The 25,646-nt window shown below is 67.2% G+C and carries 20 protein-coding genes; 14 read left to right on the top strand and 6 right to left on the bottom strand.

From position 1 onward, the window contains the following. The first annotated feature begins 103 nt into the window (after window positions 1-103). The 7 genes from EP28_RS13215 (at window position 104) to EP28_RS13185 (ending at window position 9,877) form a co-directional block, all read left to right on the top strand. A complete protein-coding gene (locus EP28_RS13215) occupies window positions 104-2,860 on the top strand; it encodes a heavy metal translocating P-type ATPase (protein ID WP_049984459.1) in 2,757 nt (918 codons plus the stop codon). A gap of 139 nt (window positions 2,861-2,999) precedes the next feature. Then, complete coding sequence (locus tag EP28_RS13210; protein ID WP_049984458.1) at window positions 3,000-3,329, top strand: DUF5783 family protein; 330 nt, start codon at window positions 3,000-3,002, stop codon at window positions 3,327-3,329. 97 nt (window positions 3,330-3,426) lie between these two features. Further along, entirely contained in the window at window positions 3,427-3,801 is a 375-nt protein-coding gene (locus EP28_RS13205; protein WP_049984457.1) for a NifU family protein, read from the top strand. 190 nt (window positions 3,802-3,991) lie between these two features. Then, window positions 3,992-4,411: a PPC domain-containing DNA-binding protein gene (locus EP28_RS13200; protein WP_049984456.1), complete on the top strand. Its 420-nt coding sequence runs from the start codon at window positions 3,992-3,994 to the stop codon at window positions 4,409-4,411. A gap of 16 nt (window positions 4,412-4,427) precedes the next feature. After that, the gene (locus EP28_RS13195) at window positions 4,428-8,516 is read left to right on the top strand and encodes a DNA-directed DNA polymerase II large subunit (RefSeq protein WP_049984455.1); all 4,089 of its coding nucleotides are present in this window, start codon (window positions 4,428-4,430) and stop codon (window positions 8,514-8,516) included. Between the two features lie 61 nt (window positions 8,517-8,577). After that, on the top strand, window positions 8,578-9,174 hold the full coding sequence (gene rnhA, locus EP28_RS13190) for a ribonuclease HI (RefSeq protein WP_049984454.1): 597 nt from the start codon (window positions 8,578-8,580) through the stop codon (window positions 9,172-9,174). After that, complete coding sequence (locus EP28_RS13185) at window positions 9,161-9,877, top strand: DUF7108 domain-containing protein (protein ID WP_049984453.1); 717 nt, start codon at window positions 9,161-9,163, stop codon at window positions 9,875-9,877. Before rnhA ends, EP28_RS13185 begins: the two co-directional genes overlap by 14 nt. 160 nt (window positions 9,878-10,037) lie before the next feature. On the opposite strand, the gene EP28_RS13180 is transcribed toward EP28_RS13185, so the two are convergent. Continuing rightward, a complete protein-coding gene (locus EP28_RS13180) occupies window positions 10,038-10,397 on the bottom strand; it encodes a PadR family transcriptional regulator (RefSeq protein ID WP_049984452.1) in 360 nt (119 codons plus the stop codon). Window positions 10,398-10,726: 329 nt separating this feature from the next. On the opposite strand from EP28_RS13180, the gene EP28_RS13175 reads away from it, so the two are divergent. Then, a complete protein-coding gene (locus tag EP28_RS13175) occupies window positions 10,727-11,260 on the top strand; it encodes an inorganic diphosphatase (protein WP_049984451.1) in 534 nt (177 codons plus the stop codon). A 289-nt stretch (window positions 11,261-11,549) separates the two neighbouring features. Here the strand turns inward: EP28_RS13175 and EP28_RS13170 are convergent, their stop codons facing one another. Further along, window positions 11,550-12,347, bottom strand: a complete 798-nt coding sequence (locus tag EP28_RS13170; protein WP_049984450.1) for a helix-turn-helix transcriptional regulator — start codon at window positions 12,345-12,347, stop codon at window positions 11,550-11,552. Window positions 12,348-12,429: 82 nt separating this feature from the next. Beyond that, window positions 12,430-12,678 (bottom strand): hypothetical protein, encoded by a 249-nt coding sequence (locus EP28_RS13165; protein ID WP_049984449.1) that lies wholly within the window; start codon window positions 12,676-12,678, stop codon window positions 12,430-12,432. Window positions 12,679-12,869: 191 nt separating this feature from the next. On the opposite strand from EP28_RS13165, the gene EP28_RS13160 reads away from it, so the two are divergent. From EP28_RS13160 to EP28_RS13150, 3 genes are all read left to right on the top strand, one after another. Further along, window positions 12,870-13,826, top strand: a complete 957-nt coding sequence (locus EP28_RS13160) for a succinylglutamate desuccinylase/aspartoacylase family protein (RefSeq protein WP_049984448.1) — start codon at window positions 12,870-12,872, stop codon at window positions 13,824-13,826. Beyond that, window positions 13,826-15,049: a pyridoxal-phosphate dependent enzyme gene (locus EP28_RS13155; RefSeq protein ID WP_049984447.1), complete on the top strand. Its 1,224-nt coding sequence runs from the start codon at window positions 13,826-13,828 to the stop codon at window positions 15,047-15,049. Before EP28_RS13160 ends, EP28_RS13155 begins: the two co-directional genes overlap by 1 nt. A gap of 74 nt (window positions 15,050-15,123) precedes the next feature. Further along, window positions 15,124-16,029 carry a ketopantoate reductase family protein gene (locus tag EP28_RS13150; RefSeq protein ID WP_049984446.1) on the top strand — a complete coding sequence of 302 codons (906 nt, stop codon included), beginning with the start codon at window positions 15,124-15,126 and terminating at the stop codon, window positions 16,027-16,029. Between the two features lie 45 nt (window positions 16,030-16,074). Here the strand turns inward: EP28_RS13150 and EP28_RS13145 are convergent, their stop codons facing one another. After that, window positions 16,075-16,299 carry a DUF7556 family protein gene (locus EP28_RS13145; protein WP_049984445.1) on the bottom strand — a complete coding sequence of 75 codons (225 nt, stop codon included), beginning with the start codon at window positions 16,297-16,299 and terminating at the stop codon, window positions 16,075-16,077. A 239-nt stretch (window positions 16,300-16,538) separates the two neighbouring features. On the opposite strand from EP28_RS13145, the gene EP28_RS13140 reads away from it, so the two are divergent. The 3 genes from EP28_RS13140 to EP28_RS13130 are packed head-to-tail and all read left to right on the top strand — an operon-like array spanning window position 16,539 to window position 19,812. Next, window positions 16,539-17,387, top strand: a complete 849-nt coding sequence (locus tag EP28_RS13140; protein WP_049984444.1) for a CBS domain-containing protein — start codon at window positions 16,539-16,541, stop codon at window positions 17,385-17,387. Further along, window positions 17,388-19,190 (top strand): glycine--tRNA ligase, encoded by a 1,803-nt coding sequence (glyS, locus tag EP28_RS13135; RefSeq protein ID WP_049984443.1) that lies wholly within the window; start codon window positions 17,388-17,390, stop codon window positions 19,188-19,190. Window positions 19,191-19,194: 4 nt separating this feature from the next. Continuing rightward, entirely contained in the window at window positions 19,195-19,812 is a 618-nt protein-coding gene (locus EP28_RS13130) for a hypothetical protein (RefSeq protein ID WP_049984442.1), read from the top strand. Window positions 19,813-19,851: 39 nt separating this feature from the next. Here the strand turns inward: EP28_RS13130 and EP28_RS13125 are convergent, their stop codons facing one another. After that, window positions 19,852-22,887 carry a DEAD/DEAH box helicase gene (locus tag EP28_RS13125; RefSeq protein ID WP_196219652.1) on the bottom strand — a complete coding sequence of 1,012 codons (3,036 nt, stop codon included), beginning with the start codon at window positions 22,885-22,887 and terminating at the stop codon, window positions 19,852-19,854. 73 nt (window positions 22,888-22,960) lie between these two features. Further along, window positions 22,961-25,597, bottom strand: coding sequence for a PAS domain-containing protein (locus EP28_RS13120; RefSeq protein WP_080506157.1), 2,637 nt, complete (start codon window positions 25,595-25,597; stop codon window positions 22,961-22,963). Between the last annotated feature and the right edge of the window lie 49 nt (window positions 25,598-25,646).

The following is a 25,646-nucleotide window of genomic DNA, read 5'->3' as shown; positions in this document are numbered from 1 at the left end:
CGGCGATCTCCTCGAATCGCTTTCGAATCGAAAGTTCCGGCCGCCGATCACCCCCATTCTCGAAGCAGTAAACCAGCTAAGAGGGGAGCCCCTAGTAACAGGTATGCCAGACAGAACAGCCCACCTCGACATCACGGGGATGTCCTGTGCCAACTGCTCGGCGACGATACAGGACACCTTGGAGGCCCTCGACGGCGTGGCGTCCGCGACGGCGAACTACGCCACGGACGAGGCGACGATCGAGTACGATCCGGAGGTCGTAACGCTGCGCGAGATCTACGACGCGATCGAGTCGGCCGGCTACGGTGCAGTCTCAGAGACGGTCACGGTCCCGATCACGGACATGTCGTGTGCAAACTGCGCCGAGGCGAACGCGGACGCCCTCGACGACACGCCGGGCGTGATCGACGCGGACGTGAACTACGCCACGGACGAGGCGCAGGTGACGTACAACCCGGCGGACGCCTCTCGTTCCGACCTGTACGACGCGATCGAGTCGGCCGGCTACTCCCCGGTTCGCGAAGGCGGAGGCGAGGCCGGACGCAGTGACGCCGCCCCCGGCGCGAGCGACCCGCCCGGAGACGGGGGAGCCGGGTCTGGGGGTGGCGTCCAGAGCGCACGCGACGCCGCACGCGAGGAGGAGATCCGCAGGCAGCTCCGACTGACGCTGTTCGGCGCGGCGCTCGCCGCCCCGCTGCTCGCGTTTATGCTCGATCACCTCGCGTTCGACGGCGCGCTCTTGCCCGACAGGGTGTTCGGCGTCGGCGTCGGCTGGGTACAGTTCCTGCTCGCGACGCCGGTGCAGGTCGCGCTCGGTCGCCCCTTCTACGAGAACTCCTACAAAGCGCTCGTCAGGAACGGCCGGGCCAACATGGACGTGTTGATCGCGCTCGGCTCCAGCACCGCGTACGTCTACTCGGTCGCGGTCCTCTCCGGACTGATCGCCGGGAGCCTCTACTTCGACACGGCCGCGCTCATTCTCGTGTTCATCACGCTCGGAAACTTCCTCGAAGCGCGCTCGAAGGGACAGGCCGGCGAGGCGCTCCGGAAATTACTGGAGATGGAAGCGGAGACGGCGACGCTCGTCGACAGAGCGACGTCGGAGACGCCGCATGCCGACGGCGAACCCGTCGACGCCGGTGGGACCGAAGAAGAGGTCGAGGTCCCGCTCGACGAGGTCGAACCCGGCGACCGCATGATGGTCCGCCCCGGCGAGAAGGTCCCGACCGACGGCGTCGTCGTCGACGGCCAGAGCGCGGTCGACGAGTCGATGGTGACCGGCGAGTCGGTTCCGGTCGAAAAGAGCGAGGGAGACGAGGTGGTCGGGTCCACGATAAACGAGAACGGCGTGCTCGTCGTGGAGGCGACGAAGGTCGGCGCGGACACCGCGCTCCAGCAGATCGTCCAGACGGTGAAGCAGGCGCAGTCACGCCAGCCCGACATCCAGAACCTCGCCGACCGCATCTCGGCGTATTTCGTCCCTACGGTCATAGTCAACGCCCTGCTGTGGGGCGTCGTCTGGTTCCTGTTCCCCGAGACGCTCGCCGGGATCGTGAACGCGCTTCCGCTGTGGGGGCTCGTCGCCGGCGGGCCGGCGGTCGCGGGCGGTGGCGTCTCGGTCTTCGAGTTCGCGGTCGTCGTGTTCGCCTCCGCGGTGCTCATCGCGTGTCCCTGCGCGCTCGGGCTGGCGACGCCCGCGGCCACGATGGTCGGCACGTCCATCGGCGCGCGAAACGGCGTCCTGTTCAAGGGCGGCGACGTGCTCGAACGCGCGCGCGACGTCGACACCGTCGTGTTCGACAAGACGGGGACGCTCACCGAAGGCGAGATGGAACTAACGGACGTGATCGCGTTCAGTCCCGACGGCGAGCCTCATACTGACGGCGGGACGGCCGAGGCAGTCGCTCCCGGCGAGGGGATCGATCCCGACCCGGACGATGCTACAACCCTCACCGACGACGAGGTGCTCCGGCTCGCCGCGAGCGCCGAGCGCGGCAGCGAACACCCGCTCGCGCGCGCCATCGTCGAGGGGGCCGAGAGCCGGGGGCTCGACCTCGCCGCCCCCGACGAGTTCGAGAACGTCCCCGGCCACGGCGTCCGCGCTCGGATAGCGGGCGAGGACGTGCTCGTCGGCAACCGAAAGCTCCTCCGCGACAACGGCGTCGACCCCGATCCCGCCGCGGAGACGATGGAACGGCTCGAACGCGAGGGGAAGACAGCGATGCTCGTCGCCCGCGTGCCCGCCGGCACGGAGGGGGGGAGACTCGTCGGCGTCGTCGCCGACGCCGACTCGGTGAAATCGAGCGCGGAGGACGCCGTTTCCGCCCTCCGCGAGCGCGGTCTCGACGTGATGCTGATCACGGGCGACAACGAGCGCACCGCCCGCGCGGTCGCAGAGCGCGTCGGGATCGATCCCGGAAACGTCCGCGCCGAGGTCCTCCCGGAGGACAAATCCGACGCGGTGGAAGCGATTCAGGAGGACGGCCGCAAGGCGATGATGGTCGGCGACGGCGTCAACGACGCGCCGGCGCTCGCGGTCGCACATGTGGGGACCGCGATCGGGAGCGGCACCGACGTCGCAATCGAGGCCGCGGACGTGACGCTGATGCGCGACGACCCGCTGGATGTGGTTCGGGCGATCCGGGTCTCCGATGCCACCCTTCAGAAGATCAAACAGAACTTGGTGTGGGCGCTCGGCTACAACACGGCGATGATCCCGCTGGCGTCGCTCGGACTGCTCCAGCCGGCGCTCGCCGCCGCCGCGATGGCGTTCTCCAGCGTGAGCGTGCTCACCAACAGCCTCCTCTTCCGCCGGTACGAGCCCGACCGCGACTACCGGCTGCTCGGTCGGCTGCGGTGAGCGCGGCGCATTCGAATTTTGTATAGCACTATAGACTATATGGTGTCTTTTCACCGGGCGCTTCTACCGTCTCGTGCGCCCGTGTCTTCGCTCAACGGCGATCGACCGGCTTTTTTTCGCCCGACCCGTCCACGCCGATATGGCCGACGAGTTCGACCCCGAGAAGTTCGAGGACAAGTACGCTCACTACTTCAACGAACTGCAGCGGGCGTACAAGAACGCGTTCAACCAGATGAACGACCGGTACGACTCGGAGCTGATCCACGGGATCGACCAGACGGTGCTCAACGAGTCCGAGCCGTTCTACGAGGACGGTGAGTTTTCCGTCGAACTCCCGGAGAATCCTCGCGAGCGCATCCGCGGTGCCGTCCCCGTCGACGACGAGACGTTCGAAGAGACGCTCGATGAGTACGTCGACCGGATCGAGACGGAGCTGTATCGGACGCTCGGCGTCGACCGGCCGGAGTGAGACGCATTCGTTCGGCTCACCGCTCGAAGCGTCGATTTTCGCGGGTCGCGTTCGGTCGAACCAAAGGCATAAGCCCGCCGACCGCCAACTCGCGGGCATGAGCACGGATACGAGCGACGCGGACAACGACCTCCGCGAGCGGATCACGAACTTCCTGCGACGCAACTTCCCGCAGATTCAGATGCACGGCGGGAGCGCCGCGATCAGCCACCTCGACCGCGAAAACGGCGAGGTGACGGTGCAACTCGGCGGCGCGTGCTCCGGCTGCGGCATCTCGCCCATGACGATTCAGGCGATCAAGTCGCGAATGGTCAAGGAGATCCCCGAGATCGAGACGGTCCACGCCGACACCGGAATGGACGCGGGTGCAGACGGCGACCTCGGCGGTACCGGCGGCGGCATGTCCCCGTCGTTCCCCGGCGAGACGACCGACGACGGCGGCGAAGACGAAGGGCCGCAGGCCCCGTTCTGAACGCGCGGTCTACTTTTTTTCGGGTTGCCGGCTCCGTAGCACCCGCTCTGGATTTTGTCGGTACCGTCTTTCCCGCACTCCACTGATAAATGGTGTGTTGCTATATCAATTTCACACCGCGAGCCCGGCAGACCCGTCGCCGCCCGCCGCTGAGTGAAGACTTTTTGCTCGGGCGGTCGTTGGCGGGTTCATGCACCACCGAGAAGTGGAGACGACTGCGGAGTACGTCGCGCGGTTCGAGACCGGAGCCGACTGGCGCGAGGAGATCGAAGACCTCGCCCGCGCGGAAGACGTCGAGGCGGGCTGGTTCACGGCGCTCGGTGCGGTTCAGGACGCCGACGTGTGGTTCTACGACCAGGAGGACACCGAGTACCAGTCGGTGACGTTCGACGAGCCGCTGGAGGTCGCCGCCTGCGTCGGCAACGTCTCGCTCTTGGAGGGCGACGTGTTCGCGCACACCCACGCGGTGCTGTCGCGGCCGAGCGGGCAGGCGCTCGCCGGCCACCTCGACTCCGCGACCGTCTGGGCGGGCGAGTGTCACCTGCGGGCGTTTGACGAGCCGCTGGAGCGCGAACACGACCCGACGACCGACCTCGATTTATGGCTCTAATCTCGCGCCGGCGGCGATGAGGCCCGACGACGAGCGCTACTTCGCTCGGATCGAAGACCGGCTCGACGAGGCGTGGGACGTCGCGGAGGCCGCCAAACGGCAGGGCCACGATCCGGAGCCCGAAATCGAGATCCCGGTCGCGCGCGACATGGCCGACCGCGTCGAGAACATACTAGGTATCGACGGCGTCGCGGAGCGCGTCCGCGATCTAGAGGGAGAGATGTCCCGCGAGGAGGCGGCCTTAGAGCTGGTGAAGGACTTCGTCGACGGCAACGTGGGCGACTACGACTCCCGCGAGGGCAAAGTCGAGGGGGCGGTGCGGACCGCGGTCGCGCTGCTCACGGAGGGTGTCGTCGCCGCGCCGATAGAGGGGATCGACCGCGTTGAGCTACTGGAGAACGACGATGGTACCGAGTTCGTCAACGTCTACTACGCCGGACCGATCCGCTCCGCGGGCGGCACCGCGCAGGCGCTGTCGGTGCTCGTGGCCGACTACGCCCGGTCGCTTCTGGGCATCGACGAGTACAAGCCGCGAGACGAGGAGGTGGAGCGGTACGCCGAGGAGATCGCGCTGTACGACACGGAGACGGGGCTCCAGTACACGCCGAAAGACAAGGAGTCGAAGTTCATCGCCAAACACATCCCCATCATGCTGGACGGGGAGGCGACGAGCGACGAGGAGGTCTCTGGATTCCGCGACCTAGAGCGCGTCGACACCAACTCCGCCCGCGGCGGGATGTGTCTCGTCGCGGCCGAGGGGATCGCGCTCAAGGCCCCGAAGATCCAGCGATACACACGCGACCTCGACGAGGTCGACTGGCCGTGGCTCCAGGACCTGATCGACGGAACGATCGGAAAAGACGGGTCCGGCGACGGGGACGCGACCGAGGACGACGCCGACAGCGACGGCGATGTGCCCGCGGACGAGCCTGCCGATTCGGACGCGGATGGACTCGAAGAGACGGGCGAAGACGAGCCAACGGGTCCACCGCGGGCGGAGCCAACCCAGAAGTTCCTGCGGGACCTCATCGCCGGCCGACCGGTGTTCACCCATCCGAGCGAAGCGGGCGGGTTTCGACTCCGGTACGGCCGCGCGCGAAACCACGGGTTCGCGACCGGCGGCGTCCATCCCGCGACGATGCACATCGTCGACGACTTCCTCGCGGCCGGCACCCAAATTAAGACGGAGCGTCCGGGGAAGGCCCACGGCGTCGTTCCCGTCGACTCAATCGACGGCCCGACCGTGCGGCTCGCCAACGGCGAGGTCCGACAGATAGACGACCCCGAGGAGGCGAAGGCGGTCCGAAACGGCATCGAGAAGGTGCTCGATCTGGGCGAGTACCTCGTTAACTACGGGGAGTTCATCGAGAACAACCACGCGCTCGCACCCGCGTCGTACGTGTCCGAGTGGTGGGTGAAGGAGTTCGAGGCCGCGGGCGCGGACGTGCAAGCGTTCTCCGACGACCCGAACGTCGACCTCGAACATCCGACCGTCGAGGCGGCGCTCGACTGGGCCACGGCGTACGACTGTCCGCTCCACCCCGAGTACACCTACCTCTGGCACGACGTGAGCGTCGAGGCGTTCGAGGCGCTCGCAGACGCGGTCGCCGCCGGCGACGTGGTCGGGGGCGTGCTCGCCATCGAGCGCACGGAGACGACGCGGGAGACGCTGGAGGCGCTCCTGGTCGAACACGCCGCCACGCCGGACGCGCTCCGCATCCCGACGTGGCGGCCGCTGGCGCGCTCGCTCGGCGTCGACGACGGGCTTCGAAAGACGTGGTCCGCGGCGGACCTCTCGGCGGACGCCCGCGAGTGGGCGGGCGGCGATAACGCGGTGCGCGCGGTCAACGAAGTGGCCCCGTTCGAGATTCGCGAACGCGCACCGACTCGGATCGGCAACCGGATGGGCCGCCCGGAAAAGTCCGAGAGCCGCGATCTCTCTCCCGCGGTCCACACGCTGTTTCCGATCACCGAAGCCGGCGGCCCCCAGCGGGATGTCGCGGAGGCCGCGAGCGTGATGGACGATCAGGGCCGTCGCGGGCGGCTGGAGGTGGAGATCGCAGATCGCGTCTGTCCCGACTGCGGCGATCACACCTACCGCGCGCTGTGTCCCGACTGCGAGACGCACACCGATCTCCACTACGAGTGCGGCGGGTGTGGGACCGTCTGCGAGCCGGACGAGGCCGGTCGCGTCGTCTGCCCGCGCTGCGAGTGGGAGGTGACTGCAGCGGATCGCCGGGAGATAGACGTGAACGACGCCTACCGCTCGGCGATGGAGGCGGTCGGCGAACGCGAGTCGGCCTTCGAGATCCTGAAGGGCGTTCAAGGGCTCACCTCGCGGAACAAGACTCCGGAGCCGATAGAGAAGGGAATCCTCCGCGCGAAAAACGGTGTCACCTCGTTCAAGGACGGGACGGTCAGGTACGACATGACCGACCTCCCGGTCACGGCGGTCCGCCCGGAGGAACTCGACGTCACCGCAGACCACTTCCGAGAACTGGGCTACGAGACGGACATCGACGGCGAGCCGCTCCGCCACGACGACCAACTGATCGAACTCCGAGTGCAGGACATCGTCCTCTCGGACGGCGCAGCCGAGCACATGCTGAAGACCGCGGACTTCGTCGACGACCTCTTAGAGCAGTTCTACGGGCTCGACCGCTTCTACGAGGTGAACGAGCGCGACGACCTCGTCGGCGAACTCGTCTTCGGGATGGCCCCCCACACGAGTGCCGCGACCGTCGGGCGAGTGGTGGGATTCACCTCGGCCGCGGTCGGTTACGCACATCCGTACTTTCACGCCGCGAAGCGGCGGAACTGCTTCCATCCAGAGACGGAGATTGAATACCGAGACGACGCGGGATGGCACCGCGAAACGATCGAGACGTTCGTCGAGGACCGGCTGGACGATCCCGATACCGACGACTTCGGAACGCTTGTTGAGGAACTTGACGGCGCAATTGAGGTGCCCTCCATCGACGAACGCGGAAACAGGTCCACGCAACCGGTAACCGCCGTTTCGAAACACCCGAGCCAAGATCATCTCGTTCTGGTCGAGACTCGGCGCGGGCGTTCGATCCGCGTGACGCCTGACCACACGATGCTACGAGTCGCCGATGGGGGTGTTCAAAAGGTCGACGCAAACGAACTGGAGGTCGGTGATACCGTTCCGTCGAGTCCTTCACAACAGAACGTATCGATGAACGCCGCCACCAGCACAGCGAGGGACGGAGGAATTGAAACTGACGAGGTAAGGTCAGTTTCGTTCCTCGAAAGCGATGTCGAGTACACGTACAATCTCACCGTCGCCGAGACGCACACGCTCGCGGCGAACGATCTGCTGGTCGCTCAGTGTGACGGCGACGAAGATTGCGTGATGCTTCTCATGGACGGCCTCCTCAACTTCTCGAAGACGTTCTTGCCGGACCAGCGAGGCGGTCGCATGGACGCGCCGCTCGTGATGTCCTCGCGGATCGATCCCGCCGAGATCGACGACGAGGCGCACAACGTCGATATCGTGCGCGAGTACCCGCTGGAGCTGTACGAGGCGTCGCTGGAGATGGCCGACCCGGAGTCGGTCGAGGAGCTGATACAGATCGGCGAGGACACGCTCGGGACAGACGACGAGTACCACGGATTCGACCACACCCACGACACCACGGACATCGCGATGGGGCCGGATCTCTCGGCGTACAAGACGCTCGGCGACATGATGGAGAAGATGGACGCGCAGTTGGAGTTGGCCCGGAAGCTGCGCGCGGTCGACGAGACGGACGTGGCAGAGCGCGTCATCGAGTATCACTTCCTGCCGGACATCATCGGGAACCTTCGGGCCTTTTCGCGACAGGAGACACGGTGTCTCGACTGCGGGGAGAAGTACCGCCGCATGCCGCTTTCGGGCGAGTGCCGCGAGTGTGGCGGCCGGGTGAACCTCACCGTCCACGAGGGCTCCGTGAGCAAGTACGTGGACACGGCGATAGAGGTCGCAGACCGGTTCGGCTGTCGGCCCTACACCAAACAGCGGTTGAAGGTGTTAGACGAGTCGCTGGAGTCGATCTTCGAGGACGACACGAACAAGCAGTCAGGCATCGCGGACTTCATGTAGCGCGGATCGACGCGCGGGCTGGACGGACAGTCATTTGTCTCACAGACACGCACCTCCGCGTATGCCGACACTCGACTGCGACCCGGCGGTCGCTCGGGACCGCCTGACCGACGCGGGCGTCCGGATCGAGGAGGGGAACACCGCTCACGAGCGGTGGCGCGCCGAGCGCGATGGGGCGGTCGCCGTCGCGTACGACGACAAGGTCGTAGTTCAGGGCGGCGACCCGACGCGGCTCACGGGCCTGCTTTCGGACGGCGGCGGCCGCGCGCACGTCTACTTCGACGGCGCCTCGCGCGGGAACCCCGGGCCGGGAGCGGTCGGGTGGTGTCTCGTCACGTCGGACGGGATCGCCGCCGAGGGCGGCGAGCGGATCGGTCGCGTCACTAACAACCAAGCCGAGTACGCCGCGCTGATCCGCGCGTTAGAGGCCGCAGACGAGTATGGATTCGACGAGATCGACGTGCGGGGCGACTCCGAACTGATAATCAAGCAGGTTCGCGGGGAGTGGAACGCCAACGACCCCCAACTGCGCGAAAAGCGGGTTCGGGTCAGAGAGCTGTTAGACCGGTTCGACCGGTGGTCGATCGCGCACGTTCCGCGAGAAATAAACGCGCGCGCCGACGATCTGGCTAACGAGGCACTCGATGACCGGAACTGACGAGCCCCCGGAGTGGGCGCGAGAACGGGCGCGAGAACTGATGGGGGGCGGCGACGATCCCGACTCCGACGCCGAGGGCGGCGCGGCGTCTCCCGATAGCGACGACGCGGGCGACGCAGGCAGCGACCGCGTTCCCGACGTCCCGGTCGACGTCGTCGACGAGGCGGAGCGGCTCACTCGGCTCGCACGGGAGACGGACGACGACGCGGCGGCCGGCTTCTACCGCGATCGGCGAGACGAACTCGTCGATGCGTACGACTACGTCCCGCGGCTCCGAGAGGACGACGACACGCTCGTGTTGTACCCCGACGAGTGGATGGCCGACGGGACCGTCCAGCTCGACCGGATCGAGACCACGGACCGCGCGGTCGAGGTGTCGCTGTCGGGGCCGGGTGACGCCGACCGTTTTCAGGAGATCGCGGCGTACAACGACGCCGTCGCGGCCGCGGTCGCGGAGCGCGAGGCCGACGTGCACGCCGCCACCGCGCGGACGTTCGCGGCGTTCATGAGCAACCACTACGTTCGCCCGGTCGACGACGCCACGCCGGACATGCGCGCGGAGTTCAGAGAGGAGTACCTCGTCCGCAACGGCTGGCCGAGCGAGGAGCAACTGGCCGCGGTCGACGAGTCCCTGTCGGTGATCGAGACGGTCGCGGCCGACGTCGATGACTCTGACGGCCCCGACGGTCCCGACGACCGATAGTCGGTTGTCGCGTTCGGTCGGTGCGTTGAGAACGCCGTCGCTTCCGGTGTGATGACGCGGTTTTCACCGCGCTCGTGTGCCAAAACGAGGAATCGAGAGCAGTCGTCTCCGGTTCCACTCTGTCGACCGCCGACAGCACCTCACGCGTCGCCGCCGGTGATCACTCTCCGAGGAGCGTGCGGACTTCGTTTCCGCGCGTCTCGTCGGTGACGAAGCGGTCGAGCACCCACTCGATCTGTCCGAGGACGACGTCGTGTCCGGCCTCGGTCAGCTCGTACTGGTTCGTCCGCTTGTCGAGTTCGCTCTTCTCTACGAGCCCGTCGTCGACGAGATCGTCCAGGTTCGGGTAGAGCCGCCCGTGATTGACCTCCGAGCCGTAGTACGATTCGAGCTCGCGTTTGATCGCAAGTCCGTACATGGGTTCTTCGGCGAGAATCGTGAGGATGTTCTGTTGGAACGCGGTGAGGTCCGACGCCGAGGGCGGTGCATCTTCATCAGTGACTGATTGTGCCTCTGACATAGATATCTGAAGGGAAGCCGAACTTATAATCTTTCTCAAGGTTCACGAATCTTTGAATACATCACCCGTCGCGGGTGCGCGTATCGTCGGTAAACGCCGGTCTGGTGGCTGGCATGTGATGGTTTAGCCGACAGAACTCAGGTGACCGATCGACCATCTATCGGGTCAAATCGCGAAAATCCGTCGAACATACCGGGCTGTTCGGATCGAATGTCTCACCGAAACTTCCGGACGAAATCACCGGTATCGAGGACGCTCCAGCGGCAGTATCGTCGGGCGTCGTCGAAACCCGAAAGGACTTTGCGGGCTTTGGACGCAGTACCGTCCACATGGTCAACCTCTGGGAAGATCTCGAGACGGGACCGAACGCGCCGGACGAGATCTACGCCGTCGTTGAGTGTCTCAAAGGCGAGCGGAACAAGTACGAGTACGACAAGGACATTCCCGGCGTCGTGCTCGACCGCGTGCTCCACTCGAACGTCCACTACCCCTACGACTACGGGTTCATCCCGCAGTCATACTACGACGACGAGGACCCCTTCGACGTGATGGTGCTCGTGGAAGATCAGACGTTCCCCGGCTGCGTCGTCGAGGCCCGTCCGGTCGCGCTGATGAAGATGGACGACGACGGCGAACAGGACGACAAGGTCATCGCGGTCCCCACCGAGGACCCCCGCTTCGACCACATCGAGGACCTCGAAGACATTCCCCAACAGATCCGCGACGAGATTGACGAGTTCTTCTCGACGTACAAGAACCTCGAAGCCGGAAAGGAAGTCGAGACGCTCGGCTGGGAGGACAAGGCGGCCGCCAAAGACGCGATCGAACACGCACAGGACCTGTACGCCGAGGAGTTCCAGTAACGGCCTAGCCGTTCGGGTGCCGAATCGATAACTACAGCGCATCGGCCGCACCGCTCCGATGCGTTATGCCTATGGGTAATTTTTAGACGGGCGAGGGCGTAGACGCACGTAGAGCCATGAGCGCGAACCCCAAATCCGTCGGCATCGACCATCCCACGGTCGTCCCCGCGAACTTCGATCCCGAAGACCGGTCGGACGACGGCGACGGCGACGCGGCCCACCGCGACTGATTGCGGTCGCGCCCAACGTTGACTGCGATCGGCCAGAGACGCCCGTGTACCGGGCGACGCTAGGCGTCTTCGAGAACGTCGGACAGCGGCCGTGCGTCGTTCAGGAACGACGCGAACCGCTCGTCTGCCCACTCTGTGACTGCCCGGTCTCGTGATTCGAGCACGCATCGGGGGTTGTTCCGCTGGTCGTACGCGGTCACGCAGGCGAGATCCTCGTATCGAAACAGCCCGTACTCGATCTGCTCCGAGGAGACGTACACCGTGGCGTCCTCGTTGTTGAGCGCGCGGTCCGTCGCCGATTCGAACGAGTCGACCGACGTCTCGGCCACGTCCCGGTCGATCACGAGCGTTATCTCGGCACCGGCGTCGAGGGCCTCCGTCGCCGCGTCGTTGAACTGCTGGATGACGACCGGCGAGACCGCCCGGATCTCCGTCCCGCTTCCCTTCCGAAGCAGTTCGGTGATTCGGTCGACCGCCGCCAGCGGATTCCGATCCGGTGCGACCGTCAGGTCGCCGGCATTGAGTGCCGCCGGTGGAATGTCCGCACCGACTCGTTCGAGTTCGGCCGCGAACTGGCCGAACCGATCGGCGCGCTCGACCTCGTCGAGCAGCCCCTCGTACGCCTCGTGAACTCTTGTTCCGGTCGGTGTCACATGGTACGCGGCTCCGCGTTTGACGACCCAGTCTCGCTCGCGGAAGCCGGCGAGGATCCGCTGGACCGTCGTGCGCGTCGCGTCGACCGCCGCGGTCAGGTCCGCGGGCCGCCGCGGTTCGCGGCGGAGCGCCCGGAGGATCTCGACTCGAACCGGCGATCCGGAGAGATACGCCGCGCCGTCATGTCCGTCGTCGCCCGTCATCGTGGGATCCGGAGGTACGCCCACCCGGGGGTTAATGCTATCGCGTCGCACTGACCGCCCGACTCGACACACCCGCCCCCGGTCACGGGCGGTGACGGAACGACACGACGGTCCCGATGGTGTCCTCGCCGTCGATCGCCTCCGTGGTCACCGTTACGGCGGCCACCGCGTCAGCACCGAGCGCCTCCTCGATCACGGCCCGGAGCGCGTCGGGGTCCGCCCCCTTCTGTACTACTGGTACTCGCACCTGCCTCCGGTTGACGGCGACGTCGCCGAGGTCGTACTCGGTGTGCTCGAACGCGTCGCGGATCGCATCGCGAGGGTCAGCCATGCGATCACGTTGGCCGTGTGAGGTGAAAAAACAGCGGGACACCGGCACGGCTCCGGGACGGTTTCGAGGTCGGGGCACGCCGCCGGTTCCCGGCTCGACCGGCGGCCGAGCGAGGCCGCAGACGGGGCGTCGGCGACGGCGGATCGCCGCGGACCGAACGGATAAAGGGGCCGCCGACCCACGGTCTGGTAATGATCTCACTCGGAACGGCCCGCGCTCCGCCGGGCGAGACGGACACGGGCCGTCTCGAGGTGGGCGAGACGCGCGACGGGAGCCCGGTCCGTCTGCCGGTCGCGGTGATAAACGGTGCCGACGACGGACAGACGCTGTACCTCCAGGCGGTCAGCGACGGCGACGAGCTCAACGGACTCGGCGTCGTCAACCGCGTCGTTCCCCGGATCGATCCGACGGAGCTGTCGGGCTGCGTCCTCGTCGTCGGCGTCGTCAACTACTTCGCGTTCCAGGTGGCCGAACACCGGAACCCGATAGACGACCGGAAGATGAATCGCGGGTATCCGGGCGACGAGAGCGGGACGACGAGCGAGCGGATCGCCCACGCGACGTTTCAGGCCGCGACGCGCGCCGACCTCATCTTGGACCTCCATCAGGGGTCGACGAGCCGGATGATAAACGAGACGCGGGTCCGCTGCGGCGTCCGTCACCACCTCCACGGCGACTGTTTGGAACTCGCGAAGGTGTTCGGTTGCGGACACGTCCTCGATATCAAGGGTCCGGACGGTCAGCTCGCTCGGGCCGGCCCCGAACACGGGATCCCGACGATCGACCCCGAACTCGGCGGCTGTGTCGGCTGGGACGAGGAGTCGATCCAGTACGGCGTCGAGGGCGTGTTCAACGTGCTCCGCCACTACGGCTTCCTCGACGGCGACGTCGACCTCGACCGGCAGGTTCGCGCGCGCGGATTCGACCAGTACGGCTCGCCTTCGGGCGGACTCGTTCAGTTCGAGCGCGACCTCGGCGAGCGCGTCTCGTCCGGTGACGTCCTCTTCGAGGTAACCGACGTGTTCGGCGAACTGGAAGCCCGCGTGACCGCCGACGACGACGGAGTCTTCTGGCGCACGCGGCGGCTTCCGCAGGTCGCCGCGGGCGAGTACGTCTGTTCCGTCGGCACCAACGTCGACCGATACTGATGGCGGCGCGACGACTCGCCTGCCCCGAGTGCGGGGCGACGTACCGCGACAGATGGCGCTGTCGGTGCGGCGCGCCGCTGTCGTTCGCCGACCCACCCGCCCCGACCGGGACCGCCCCGGAACCGGTCGAACTCGCGACCTCGGGGCTCGACGCCCGCGGCGGGCTGTGGGCGTTCGCCGACCTCATGGCGGTCGGCGACGACCCCGCCGACCGCGTGACGCTCGGCGAGGGGATGACGCCGCTCGTCGACGCCGACGGGCCGGCAGTCACCGGCGAGGGCGGCGACGCGACCGTCGCTGCCGCCTCCGACCGTGACGGCACAGCGCCGTCCGCCACCGACCCGCGACCCTGGAACGCCGCGTTCAAGTTGGAGTACGTCTTCCCGACGGGGTCGTTCAAAGACCGGGGCGCGACCGCGACGCTCACCCGCGCGCGGGAACTCGGCGTCGACCGCGTCGTCGAGGACTCCTCCGGGAACGCCGGGGCGGCGATCGCGACGTACGCCGCGCGGGCCGGGGTCGCGGCCGAAATATACGTCCCCGCGGACGTCAAGGACGCGAAGCTCCGCGCGATCCGGCGGGCGGGGGCCGAGCCGGTCCGCGTCGAGGGGAGCCGCGCGGACGTGACCGAGGCGTGTCTCGCCGCGCTCGGGAGCGACGACGCCGGCGGGGACGCCTGGTACGCCAGCCACGCTTGGAACCCGGCCTTCTTCGAGGGAACTGCCACGGTCGCCTACGAGATCGCCGCCCAGCGCGGCTGGGACGCGCCGGACGCGGTCGTGACGCCACTCGGCCACGGCACCCTGTTCCTCGGCGCGTATCGGGGGTTCCGCCGACTCGAACGCGCGGGGTGGATCGACGAGGCCCCGCGGCTCTACGGGGCGCAGGCGGCCGGCGTCGCGCCGATCGTCCGCGAGCGCCACGGGCCGGACGCCGCCGACCCCGAGGGGCGCGTCAACGCGGCGGCCGACGGGATCCAGATCGCGGAGCCGGTGCGGGCGGCGGAGATCCACGCCGCACTCGACGAGACGGGCGGCGACGCGGTCGCCGTCACCGAGGCCGACACGGCACGCGAGCTCGACCGGCTCCACGCCGCCGGCTTCTACACGGAGCCGACCTGCGCGGTCGCGCCCGCGGCGCTCCGCACGCTCCGCGCACGCGGCGAGATCGCGGCGGACGAAGACGTGGTCGTCCCGCTCACGGGCAGCGGCTTGAAGGGGTAGATCTCGGTCGCCCCGGAGCCCGGCGGTCGGAGACCACCGCCACCCATTTCTCATCGCGGATCGTGGGGTCGCGCATGGAGATCCTCGTCTACGGCGCGGGCGCGCTTGGCAGCCTCGTGGGAGGGCTTCTGGCGCGAACACACGACGTGACGCTCGTCGGACGGGACCCCCACATGCGCCGGATCCGCGAGGACGGCCTCCGGATCGACGGCGCGGTCGACGCCCGCGTCCGTCCGCGTGCGCTCACCGACGGGACCCACCGCGCCGCGGACCTCGCCTTCGTCACGACGAAGGCGTATGATACGGACGCGGCCGCGCGGGCGCTCGCGACGGGCGAGTACGACGCGGTGTGCTCGCTCCAGAACGGGCTCACGGAGGAGCGGCTCGTCGCCGCGCTCGACGCGACGGTTCTCGCGGGCACCGCGAGCTACGGCGCGCGCATCGCCGAGCCCGGGCGTGTGACCTGCACCGGTGTCGGCGAGATCGTCGTCGGCGCGCTCTCCGGCGGTCCAGACCCGTTCGCGGACCGGGTCGGGACAGCGTTCGACGCGACGGGAATCGAGGCGACCATCGCCGCGGACATGCCGCGCCGCCGGTACGAGAAGCTCGCGGTCAACGCGGGCATCAATGGGCCGTCCGCGCTCGCTCGGCTCGCAAACGGGGCGACGCTCGACGGCCCGGCGGCCGCGGTCGCCCGCGCGACCGCCCGCGAGACGGCGCGCGTGGCTCGCGCCGACGGCGTCGACCTCGCTGACGAGGCGGCGGTCGACGCCCTCGAACGGGTCGCGACGGACACCGCCGCGAACCGCTCGTCGATGCATCAAGACGTCGTCGCCGACCGGCGGACCGAGGTCGACGCCATCTACGGTGCGGTGACCGAGCGGGCCGCGCGACACGGGGTGGCCGCGCCGACCTGCCGGACGCTCTCGGCGCTGCTCCGGGCGTGGGAACGCGGGCGGGGACTCCGCGGCGAGACATAGCGGGTTCGGCGGCGAAAGCGCTTGCGCCGTCTCAGGCGCTGCGTCTTAACACCACTCTTCGAGGATCGTTGCGTCCGTCTCGTCGACCGAGACCCACGCGTTCTCTCGTGAAACGTCCGCGATCACGAACTCCGGCTGCGACGCCGACGAGTCATCGACGGAGGCCATGATGTCCGTCGAGTCTCCGGCGTCGAGGACGGGATCCGTCGGCAGCGCCGTCCGCCGGTGATCGGGGTCCGGGTCGTCCCATGGAGTGGAACTCCGTGACATGGTTGTGAATAGTTCACAGTACGTATAAGCGTTCCGAACCGAGACCCGTCGTCGTCGGCGGATCCGCTCGGTTCGCTGCGGATCCTCGGTCGTAACCCCCGACCGACGACGATGAGCCGTCAGTCACCGGGTTTGGCCGTCGATCTCACGGATCGCGCGTGTCGGGTCCGCCGACCGGCTCGCGGTCCGGGCGGGCCACCTTCGCAGTATACAAGAGGTGTGACGCTGAACAACGGTGCATGAACGTATCTGACGCCATGACGCCGCGAGCGGATCTCGTCGTCGTCGAGATTCCCGGAAGCCGGAACGACGTGTTGGAGTACATCCAGGAGCACGGCTTCTCGTCGGTCCCCGTCGTGAAAGACGTCGACGGCGACGAGGTGTACCGCGGGCTCGTCTCCCGTGACGATCTCATCGACCAGCCGGACGAAGACCAGCTCGCGCTGTTGATGCGCGACGTGCCGACGATCGGGGCCGACGCCGACATCGTCGACGCCGCAGAGACGATGGTGACAGAGTCCTCCCGGCGGCTCCCGGTCGTCGATGGCGACGCGCTCGTCGGCATCTGCACCGTCACCGACGTGGTGCGGGCCATCGCTCGCGGGGAAATCGACGGCGACACCCCGGTCGGGGACCTCGCGACGCGCGCGGTCAACGCCACCCACACGGAGACGCCGCTGCCGGTCGCGGAACGCGAGATCGGCCTCGCGAACGTCCCGTACGCGGTCGTCCTCGACGACGACGCCGCGATCGCGGGGATGCTCACCGAAGTCGACGTCCTGGAGGTCGCCCGCGTCGTCGAGGGCGAGGCGAGCACGGGCGACTCCATTGCCGAGCAGGACTCCGAGTGGTCCTGGGAGGGGATCAAAGCGACCGGCGCGCGCTACCTGCCGACTCGGAACGTGGAACTGCCCGTCGGCGCGACGCGTCACTTCATGACCGCGGACCTCGTCACCGTCTCGGGAACGCGGACGGCGAAGGAGGTCGCACAGGAGCTCATCAGCAACGACATCGAGCAGGTGCCTCTCGTCAACGGGACCGACCTCGACGGGATCGTCCGAGACGTCGACCTGCTGGAGGGGCTGTAGATGGCCGACGGGCTCACCGAACTGGCGAAGCGGCGCGGGTTCTTCTTCGGCTCCAACGGTGCGTACGGCGGGACGGCCGGCTTCTACACCTTCGGTCCGCAGGGTGCGGCCCTCAAGAGAAACGTCGAGGACGCGTGGCGCGACCGCTTCACCATCCGCGAGGGGAACCGCGAGATCGAAGCGCCGACGATCATGCCCGAAGCCGTCTTCGAGGCGTCCGGCCACTTGGAGGGGTTCGACGACATGCTCGTCGAGTGTCCCGAGTGCGGCGAGTCCCACCGGGCTGACCACCTCGTCGAGGCCGTCACCGACATCGAGGACGCCGAGGCGCTCCCGGGCGAGGAGGTCGAAGCGCTCATCGCCGACAACGAGATCGCGTGTCCCTCCTGTGGAACCCCGCTGGCCGGCGAGCCCGTCGAGGCGTTCAACCTCATGTTCGCGACCGACATCGGGCCGGGCGACGCCCAGCCCGGCTACCTTCGGCCCGAGACCGCACAGGGGATCTTCGTCGAGTTCCCGCGGCTGAAAGAGTACGCCCGCGGCAACCTCCCCTTTGGAATCACCCAGATCGGCCCCGCCTACCGCAATGAGATATCGCCGCGCGGCGGGCTCCTTCGCCTCCGGGAGTTCACGCAGGCCGAACTGGAGCAGTTCATCGACCCCGAGGAAGACGAACCCCCCCTAGAGCGCGTGCGCGACGTCGCGGTTCGGCTGTATCCCGCGACCGAACAGGAGGCCGACGACGGCGACTACCTCGACACCACGATCGGCGAGGCGGTCGACGACGGCGTGATCGGCTCCCCGTGGGTCGGCTACTACCTCGGCGTCGCTCAGGAGTGGTACGACCGGGTCGGCGTCGACGCGGACAGATTCCGCTTCCGCCAGCACCTCGCGGGCGAGCGCGCCCACTACGCGGCCGACTGCTGGGACGCGGAGAGCGAGGTCGACGGCGACTGGATCGAGATCGCCGGCTTCGCGTATCGCGGCGACTACGACCTCTCGAAACACGACGCACACGGCGACGACTCCTTTACGGTCTTCAAGCGCTACGACGAGCCGAAGACGGTCGAGCGCGCGACCGTCGACCCCGACATGTCCGTCCTCGGTCCCGAGTTCGGCGGTGACGCCGCCGCGGTCGCGGATGCGCTCGAAACGCTCGCCGAACGCGACCCCGACGCGTTCGACGGCGAGACGGTCGAGGTGACAGTCGGCGAGGGCGACGACGCGGAGACGCACGAGGTCGACGCCGACGTGGCGAACTTCTCTGTCGAGGAGGTGACGGAGAGCGGCGAGCACATCACGCCGCACGTCGTCGAACCGTCGTTCGGCGTCGGACGGACGGTCCAGACGCTTCTCGCACACGCCTACGAGACGGACGCAGTCGACGGCGAGCAGCGGACGTTCCTCTCGTTGGAACCCGAGATCGCGCCGCAGGACGCCGCCGTGTTCCCGCTCGTCACCAACGACGAGCGGCTGACGGCGCTCGCCGACGAGATCGCGGCCGACCTCCGCGCGGCCGGGCTCGCGGTGGCGTACGACGACTCCGGCTCGATCGGCCGGCGCTACCGCCGACAGGACGAGGTCGGGACCCCCTTCTGCGTCACCGTCGACCGCGACGGCGTCGAAGGCGACGGTCCCGACACCGTCACCGTCCGCGAGCGCGACTCCGCCGCGCAGGTCCGCGTTCCCGCAGACGAGCTGGCCGCGGAACTGGCCGCACTTCGGGCGGGCGGCGAGTTCGACTCGCTGGTGGACCGGTACGACGTCGTCGAGACCGACGTCGAGACGACAGCAGACCAGTAAGCCCGTGTCTCTCCCCGCGGCGGCGTGGCGCGAGCGCGTGGAGTTCGAGCGGCGGCTGGTCCACGCCGGCGGGACGCTGTACCCGGTCCCGTACCTGCTCGGCTGGCTCTCGTGGGGCGAGACGCGCGTCTTCCTCGGCGTCGCGCTCGCGGTCGTCTTCGCGCTGGAGTTCCTCCGACTCGTCGTCGGACTCGACCACGCCGTCTACCGGACGCTGACCCGCGAGTACGAGGCGGACGCGCTGGCTGGCTACGCGCTGTATCAGGTGAGCATGACCGGCGCGGTTCTCCTTTTATCACCAACGCTCGCGATCCCCGCGATGTGGATGCTCTCGGTGGGTGACCCCGTCAGCGGCGCGCTCGCGGACAACGACGCGACAGAGGCCAAGCGCCCCGCCGCGTGGATCGCGATGTTCCTCGTCTGTTTCGGGCTCGCGGTCCCGTTCACTGTCCCCGCGTTCGGGTCGAACGCCGGCGTCACGGTCGCGATGGCGGGCGCGGCCCCCGCAGCGGTCGCAGACGGTATTCCGCCGGTCATCCGAGGGGTTCCGGTCGACGACAACCTCACCATCCCGCCAGCCGCGGCCGGCGGAATGCTCCTCGCGGTCGCGGTTGTCGGGTAGCGCGGAGGCGATCGGTGGTTTGTACACACCGACCGCGGCTCAGTCCCAGAACGACTGCGTCCGCGCGTACTCGCGCTCCTGCCGGAGCACGTCGCGGTAGAACTCGTCTTCGTCCTCGCGCAGTTTGTTGATGATCCGCGCGGCGTTGTGCGGGCCGACGCCTCGCGCCGCGAGCGCGATCACCGCGCGCTTCCCGTGGGTCTGCACGAGACTCGCGGCGCGGTGGGCGCGCTCGGTCCGGCGCTCCTGATCGTCGTCTTTCTCCGCCGCCCGCACCGCGGTGATCGTCTCCTCGTCCCACGGGTTCAGCGCCGCGATCCGGGTCGACCCGCACTCCGGACACTCGGGCTGATCACGGACGCGCCGCACCTTCGTCGTCTGTTTCCAGTCGGCACAGTGGAGGCAAAATACGATTACGCGGTCGTTGCGAATGCGCTCGCGTACCGTCTCTATCACGTCGGCGTCGGCGTTCTCGGGCACGAGGAATTCCGTTCCCGAGGATCGGCCGGCGGTACCGAGCGGCGTCCGCTCGCGGGCGGTCTCGACTTCGAGGTCCCCCGACTGCACCGCCGCGAGCAACTCGGCGGTCTCGTCGACCGCGAGGTCGACGTGGAACACCTCCCGCAGCGCCTCCTCGTAGACGGGCGTCCCCTCCAAGGCTGCGAGCAGCCGGTCGCCGCCGAACTTCCCCCGCCCCTCCTTGTAGCGTTTCACCGAACCGAACTTCGCCGCGACCTGCGCGAGCGTGAATTTGAGCGCGTCGGAGTTCTTCAAGGCGAGTTCGAGGTACGCCCGAAGCTTCTCGGGGTTCGTCGTCTCCAACACCTCGCGGAAGTCGGAGGCGTCGACGCCGCCCGGAACTTCGAACTCGATCCGGTACGGGTCCACGTCCATCCCGACCGACGACCCCGCGCGCTGGCCCACGAGCGCCGCGAGCAGCCGCGCGAGCGTCTCGTTCACCTCGTGACCGAACGCGGCGTTGACCGCGACCGTCCGGCCGTACCCCTCGATCACGATCCGCTCGTCCGTCGGGACGGGGTGCCCCGCCTCGACGTGGTCTACGATCGGGTCGAGAGCGGCCGTGATCGTCTCTTGGTCCGCCGGATACCGCTTTGTCAGGTCACCCGCGACGGCCGCCGGCGTGGATCCCGCCGCGAGCGCACTCGCGACTTCTCCCCGAATCTCCCCCACCTCCGCCGCGACGGGCTTCGGGACCGGAATCTCTTGGCCGACCCACGACGGCACTTCGCCCGCGGGGTCGGGAATCGGCGTCACGTTCACGCGCTCTTCCTCCTCGTCGACCTCGGTGATCCGCCACATCTCGCCGCGCTGGACGAACGTCTCGCCCGGCCCGGCGAAGTTGACGACGAACCGCTCGTCTAGGGTGCCGATCTGCCGCCGCGAGGACATATCGTACACCTCGTAGGTCGACTCGTCCGGGATCATAGAGAGGTTCGCGTAGAAGTACTGCCACGTGCCGCCGGACTTCTCTAAGGTGTCCGACTCCTCGTCGAGCCACAGCAGCCGGTTGCCGTCGAGTTCGCGGACTATCTCCTGGAACTGCGGCTCCGAGAGGTCACGGAAGGGGTAGGCGTTGGTGACGGTCTCGTATGCCTCGCGGGCGTGGATCTCGCCGTCGTCCATCACCAGCCCGACGATCTGGTTTGCGACCGTGTCTAAGCTTCCGTGGTGGATCCCGGCCGGCTCGACGAGTTCGGCGTCGGCTCGCCGGGCGATAGCCAGTGCTTCGAGCGTGTCGTCGCCGCCCTGCGTCACAACGGTCCCCGCAGAGACCAGATCGCGGCGGTGACCCGCCCGCCCGACGCGCTGGAGCAGGCGGGCGACCTCGCGCGGACTCCCGTACTGGACCACATGGTCGACGCGCCCCACGTCGATCCCCAGTTCCATCGAGGAGGTGCAGACCAATCCGTCGATCTCACCTGCCTTGAACCGATCTTCCACGTCGATCCGCACGTCCTTGGAGAGCGAGCCGTGGTGAACCTCGATCTCGGTGACTCCGTCGGCATCGTCTGTCGCGTCGCCGGTCGTCTCTCCGTCACCCGAGCCGCCTCCGGTGTCGCCCAACTCGCCTCCGGTGTCGCCCGACCCACCTCCGGTGTCGCCCAACTCGCCTCCAGTGTTATCGGCATTCTCCCGTTCTCGCTCCGCGAGCGCCTTGAACCGCGAGCCGAGCGCCTCTGCGGTCTGTCGCGTGTTGACGAAGATCAGCGTCGAGTCGTGCGCCGCGACGATCTCGCGGATCGTCCGGACGTGGCTCGCGGTCGTCTCGTCGGTCGCCAACTCGCCGGCAAGCGTCGCGTCCCGATCCGTGATCGCCGGATCGAGCACCTGCACGTCGGTCCGGCTCCCGGTCGCGACCTCGACGGTCTCGAACGCGCGATCGCCCTCCCGGTCGGGGTCGCGTCTGCCCGCCCCGACGAGAAAGCGCCCGACTTCTGCGGGCTCGCCGACCGTCGCCGACAGCCCGATCCGCTGGAACGGCCCCGACACCCGACGGAGCCGTTCGAGCCCCACCGTGAGCTGTGCACCGCGTTTCGCGGCCGCCAGCTCGTGGACCTCGTCGACCACGACGTGGGCGACGGATTCGAGCGCCGCCCGCATCTTCGAGCCGGTCAGGATCGCTTGGAGGCTCTCTGGCGTCGTGATCAACACGTCCGGCGGGTCGTCGGCCTGCTTGCTGCGCTCGTACCGGGTCGTGTCGCCGTGGCGGACCGCGACCTCCACGCCGAGCCGGTCGCCCCACCACTCCAGTCTGTCCATCATGTCGCGGTTGAGCGCGCGCAGCGGAGTGATGTAGAGCGCCGAGATCCCCTCTCGCGGCTGGTCGCCCGGCGCGTCGCGGGCCGCGACGATCGCGTCGAAGACGGGCAACATCGCGGTCTCGGTCTTCCCCGTCCCCGTCGGGGCGAGAACGAGCGCGTTCTTTCCGGCCGCGAGCGGCGGGATCGCTTCGCGTTGCGGCTCCGTCGGCGTCGAGAAGCCCTGCTCTGAAAGCGCGTCGCGCAGTTCGCTTCCGAGGTGTGCGAACGCGTCCATCCCCGCCTGTTCGGACATCACTCCGAGTTGGGCGCTCGACCGATTAAGCCCGTCGCCGAGTGGCCTCCGAATCCCGTGAGTCTGTGTCAGGTCAGTCGGCGAGCGACAGTTCGACGGCGAACACGCTGCCGGTCGGCTCGTTGTCTTCGACCCACACGTCGCCGTCGTACGTATCGACGAGCGTTTTGACGAGATACAGCCCGACCCCTGTGCCACCGCTCTCAAGCCCCTTCTGACCCTCTTGGAAGATCTGTTCTTTGTGGTCGTCCGCGATCCCGGGGCCGTTGTCCGCGATCGACACGCGCACGGACTCGTCAAACACACGAGTCGACACCGTGACCTCGGCCACCTCCTTGTCGTTGTGGACGACCGCGTTCGTTAGGAGGTTTCGGAACACCGCCTCCAGCAGGTCGTCCGCCAACACCGTCACGTCAGGGATCGATCCGTCGACGGAGACCGTCGCACGGTCTCTATCCGACCGGGTCCGTTCGATCTGCTCGCCGAGTTCGGTGCGCAGGCTTATCGGCGTTCGGTCGGAACCGGCCTGTAGTAACACGTCGGTGACGTCTCTGGCTGTTTCCGTGATGTCGGCCGCCTGCCTTGCCGCCGCGATAACCGTTTGCGCGTACGTCCGACTCTGATCGTCCGCCAACGAGTCTTCGAGTAACTCGGTGTACGATTCGACGACCATCAGTTGGTTCCGGATGTCGTGGCGAACCACTTGGTTCAAGAGCTTCAGGTTGTCCCGCTGCTCTTCGAGGGTTCGCTCGTATTCTTTGAGTTCAGTCACGTCGCGAGCATATCCCAAGACGGCGTCTTCACCCGTTTCTGCCACTTGATAGGGAATCTTCGTCGTCTGTAGGATTCGCGTTTCCCCGTCTGCCGTGGTCAGTGTCTCCTCGCCGACCCTCCTCGGCTTGCCAGACTCGATCACGTCGAGGTCGTCTTGTCGGAACGCCTCTGAATCCTCGACGCTGGGGATGATGTCTGCTTCGGACTTGCCTTCGACCTCCTCGGGCGTCTTCCCGTACGCGGTCGCGGTCGCCTCGTTGGCCAAGAGGTACTCCCCCTCTCGATTCTTCACGAACACGAGGTCCGGCACGAGGTCAATGATCTGCCGAAGTTCCTCGCGAGTAGATTCGAGCGCGAACTCGTACTCCTTCCGCTCGGTGATGTCTTGGAACAGTCCGAGCGCGCCCACGACTTCTCCGCCGTCGTCGAACTGCGGGTCGCCGATCGATCTGACCCACCGGGTTTGTCCGGACTCCGTGACGATCCGTAACTCGAGGTCGTACGGCTCTGCCTCCTCCGTCAGGCGGTCAAACGCGGTCTCGATGGCGTCGCGGTCGTCCGGGTGGTAGAACTCGAAGCCGTCCGCTAACTCGACTGACTCGTTTGCCGGCACTCCGTGGATGCGGTACACCTCGTCGCTCCACATGAGCGACTCGTCGACTAAATCGACTTCCCACCAGCCGATCGACGCGCTCTCTTGAGTGCGTTCGATGAGCGATCGCGTGCGTTCCAGCTCCGCCTCTCGACGCTTTCGGTCGTCGATGTCGAGGTGGATACCGACTGCCCGAACCGGATCTCCGTCTTCGTCTCGCTCGACGATTTTCCCGATGTCGCGGATCCACTTCCACTCGCCCGCCGCGGTTCGCATTCGGTGCTCCGCCTCGTAGTACCCAGTCTCGCCCGTAATGTGGTCTGACAGCGCGTCTTCGACCGCTTCGAGATCGTCGGGATGGACGCGCCGCTCCCATGCGTCGAGGTGCGGCTCGATCTCGTCCGGCGTATGTCCGAGCATCTCCGCCCACTGGTCGTTGAACTCGACCTCGTCGGAGATCATATCCCAGTCCCAGACGCCGATCTGTCCGCCTTCGACGGCGAGTTCGAGACGGTCTTTGAGCCTCTGGAGCGTGCGTTCCCGCTCTTTCTGTTCGCTGATGTCCGTCGAGACGCCACAGATAGCCACGATCGTCCCTTCTTCGTCGTATACGGGTGATTTTCGAGTCAGACGGACGCTCTCGCCCGTCGGCGTCGGGACCGTCTCCTCGATTTCGATCGGTTCTCCGTCCTGGAGAACCCGTCTGTCGTCCGACCGGGCCCGTTCTACAGCCGCCGGTGGGAAGAGATCCTCGTCGGTCATCCCTTCGGGGTCGCCGTGAATATCCAGTAGATCGCGACACGCTTGGTTCATCAGGAGGTATCTCCCGTCGGTGTCTTTCAGAAACACTGCCGCCGACATCGTTTCTAAGACGGTCTCGAACCGACGATACGTCTGGTCGTGGGTCCGCTCTTGCTGTTTCTCTTCTGTGATATCGCGAGCGACGCCGACGATGTACGCTACGTCCCCGCCTTCCGTAATCGGCGTCAGTTTGGTCTTCCAGTAGCCCGTTCCACCGGGGAGATCGAGCTTCTCTTCGTATTCGACGGTGGTCTGTTGCTCGACGCAGCGACGGTAGTTGGACGCGACGGTCGCGCCTTGCTCTTCCCCGAGGAATTCCCTTGGCGTCTGTCCGCGCATCGAATCCTCTGAGAGTCCCGTCTGCCGCTGATGTGTGTCGTTGTTTCGAAGAAAAGTAAACGTGTAGTCTCCGCCCGCTCGCTCAACGTCGATCAGAAAGACGGCGTCTTCGATCTCTCGAAATATCGCTTCGTACACAGTAGCTCCTTCACCACCGAAATCAATGGAAGGCTCTGCGTCTGAACGCGATTCACTCTCGTCCATAATCGATCTTACACATCAATACGACGCACCGACAGATAATACTGCGGAT

Source organism: Halorubrum sp. BV1, assembly GCF_000746205.1.
Taxonomy (GTDB): domain Archaea; phylum Halobacteriota; class Halobacteria; order Halobacteriales; family Haloferacaceae; genus Halorubrum.
The sequence above is the reverse complement of the archived record's forward strand: the minus strand, read 5'-3'. Positions and strand labels throughout refer to the sequence as shown.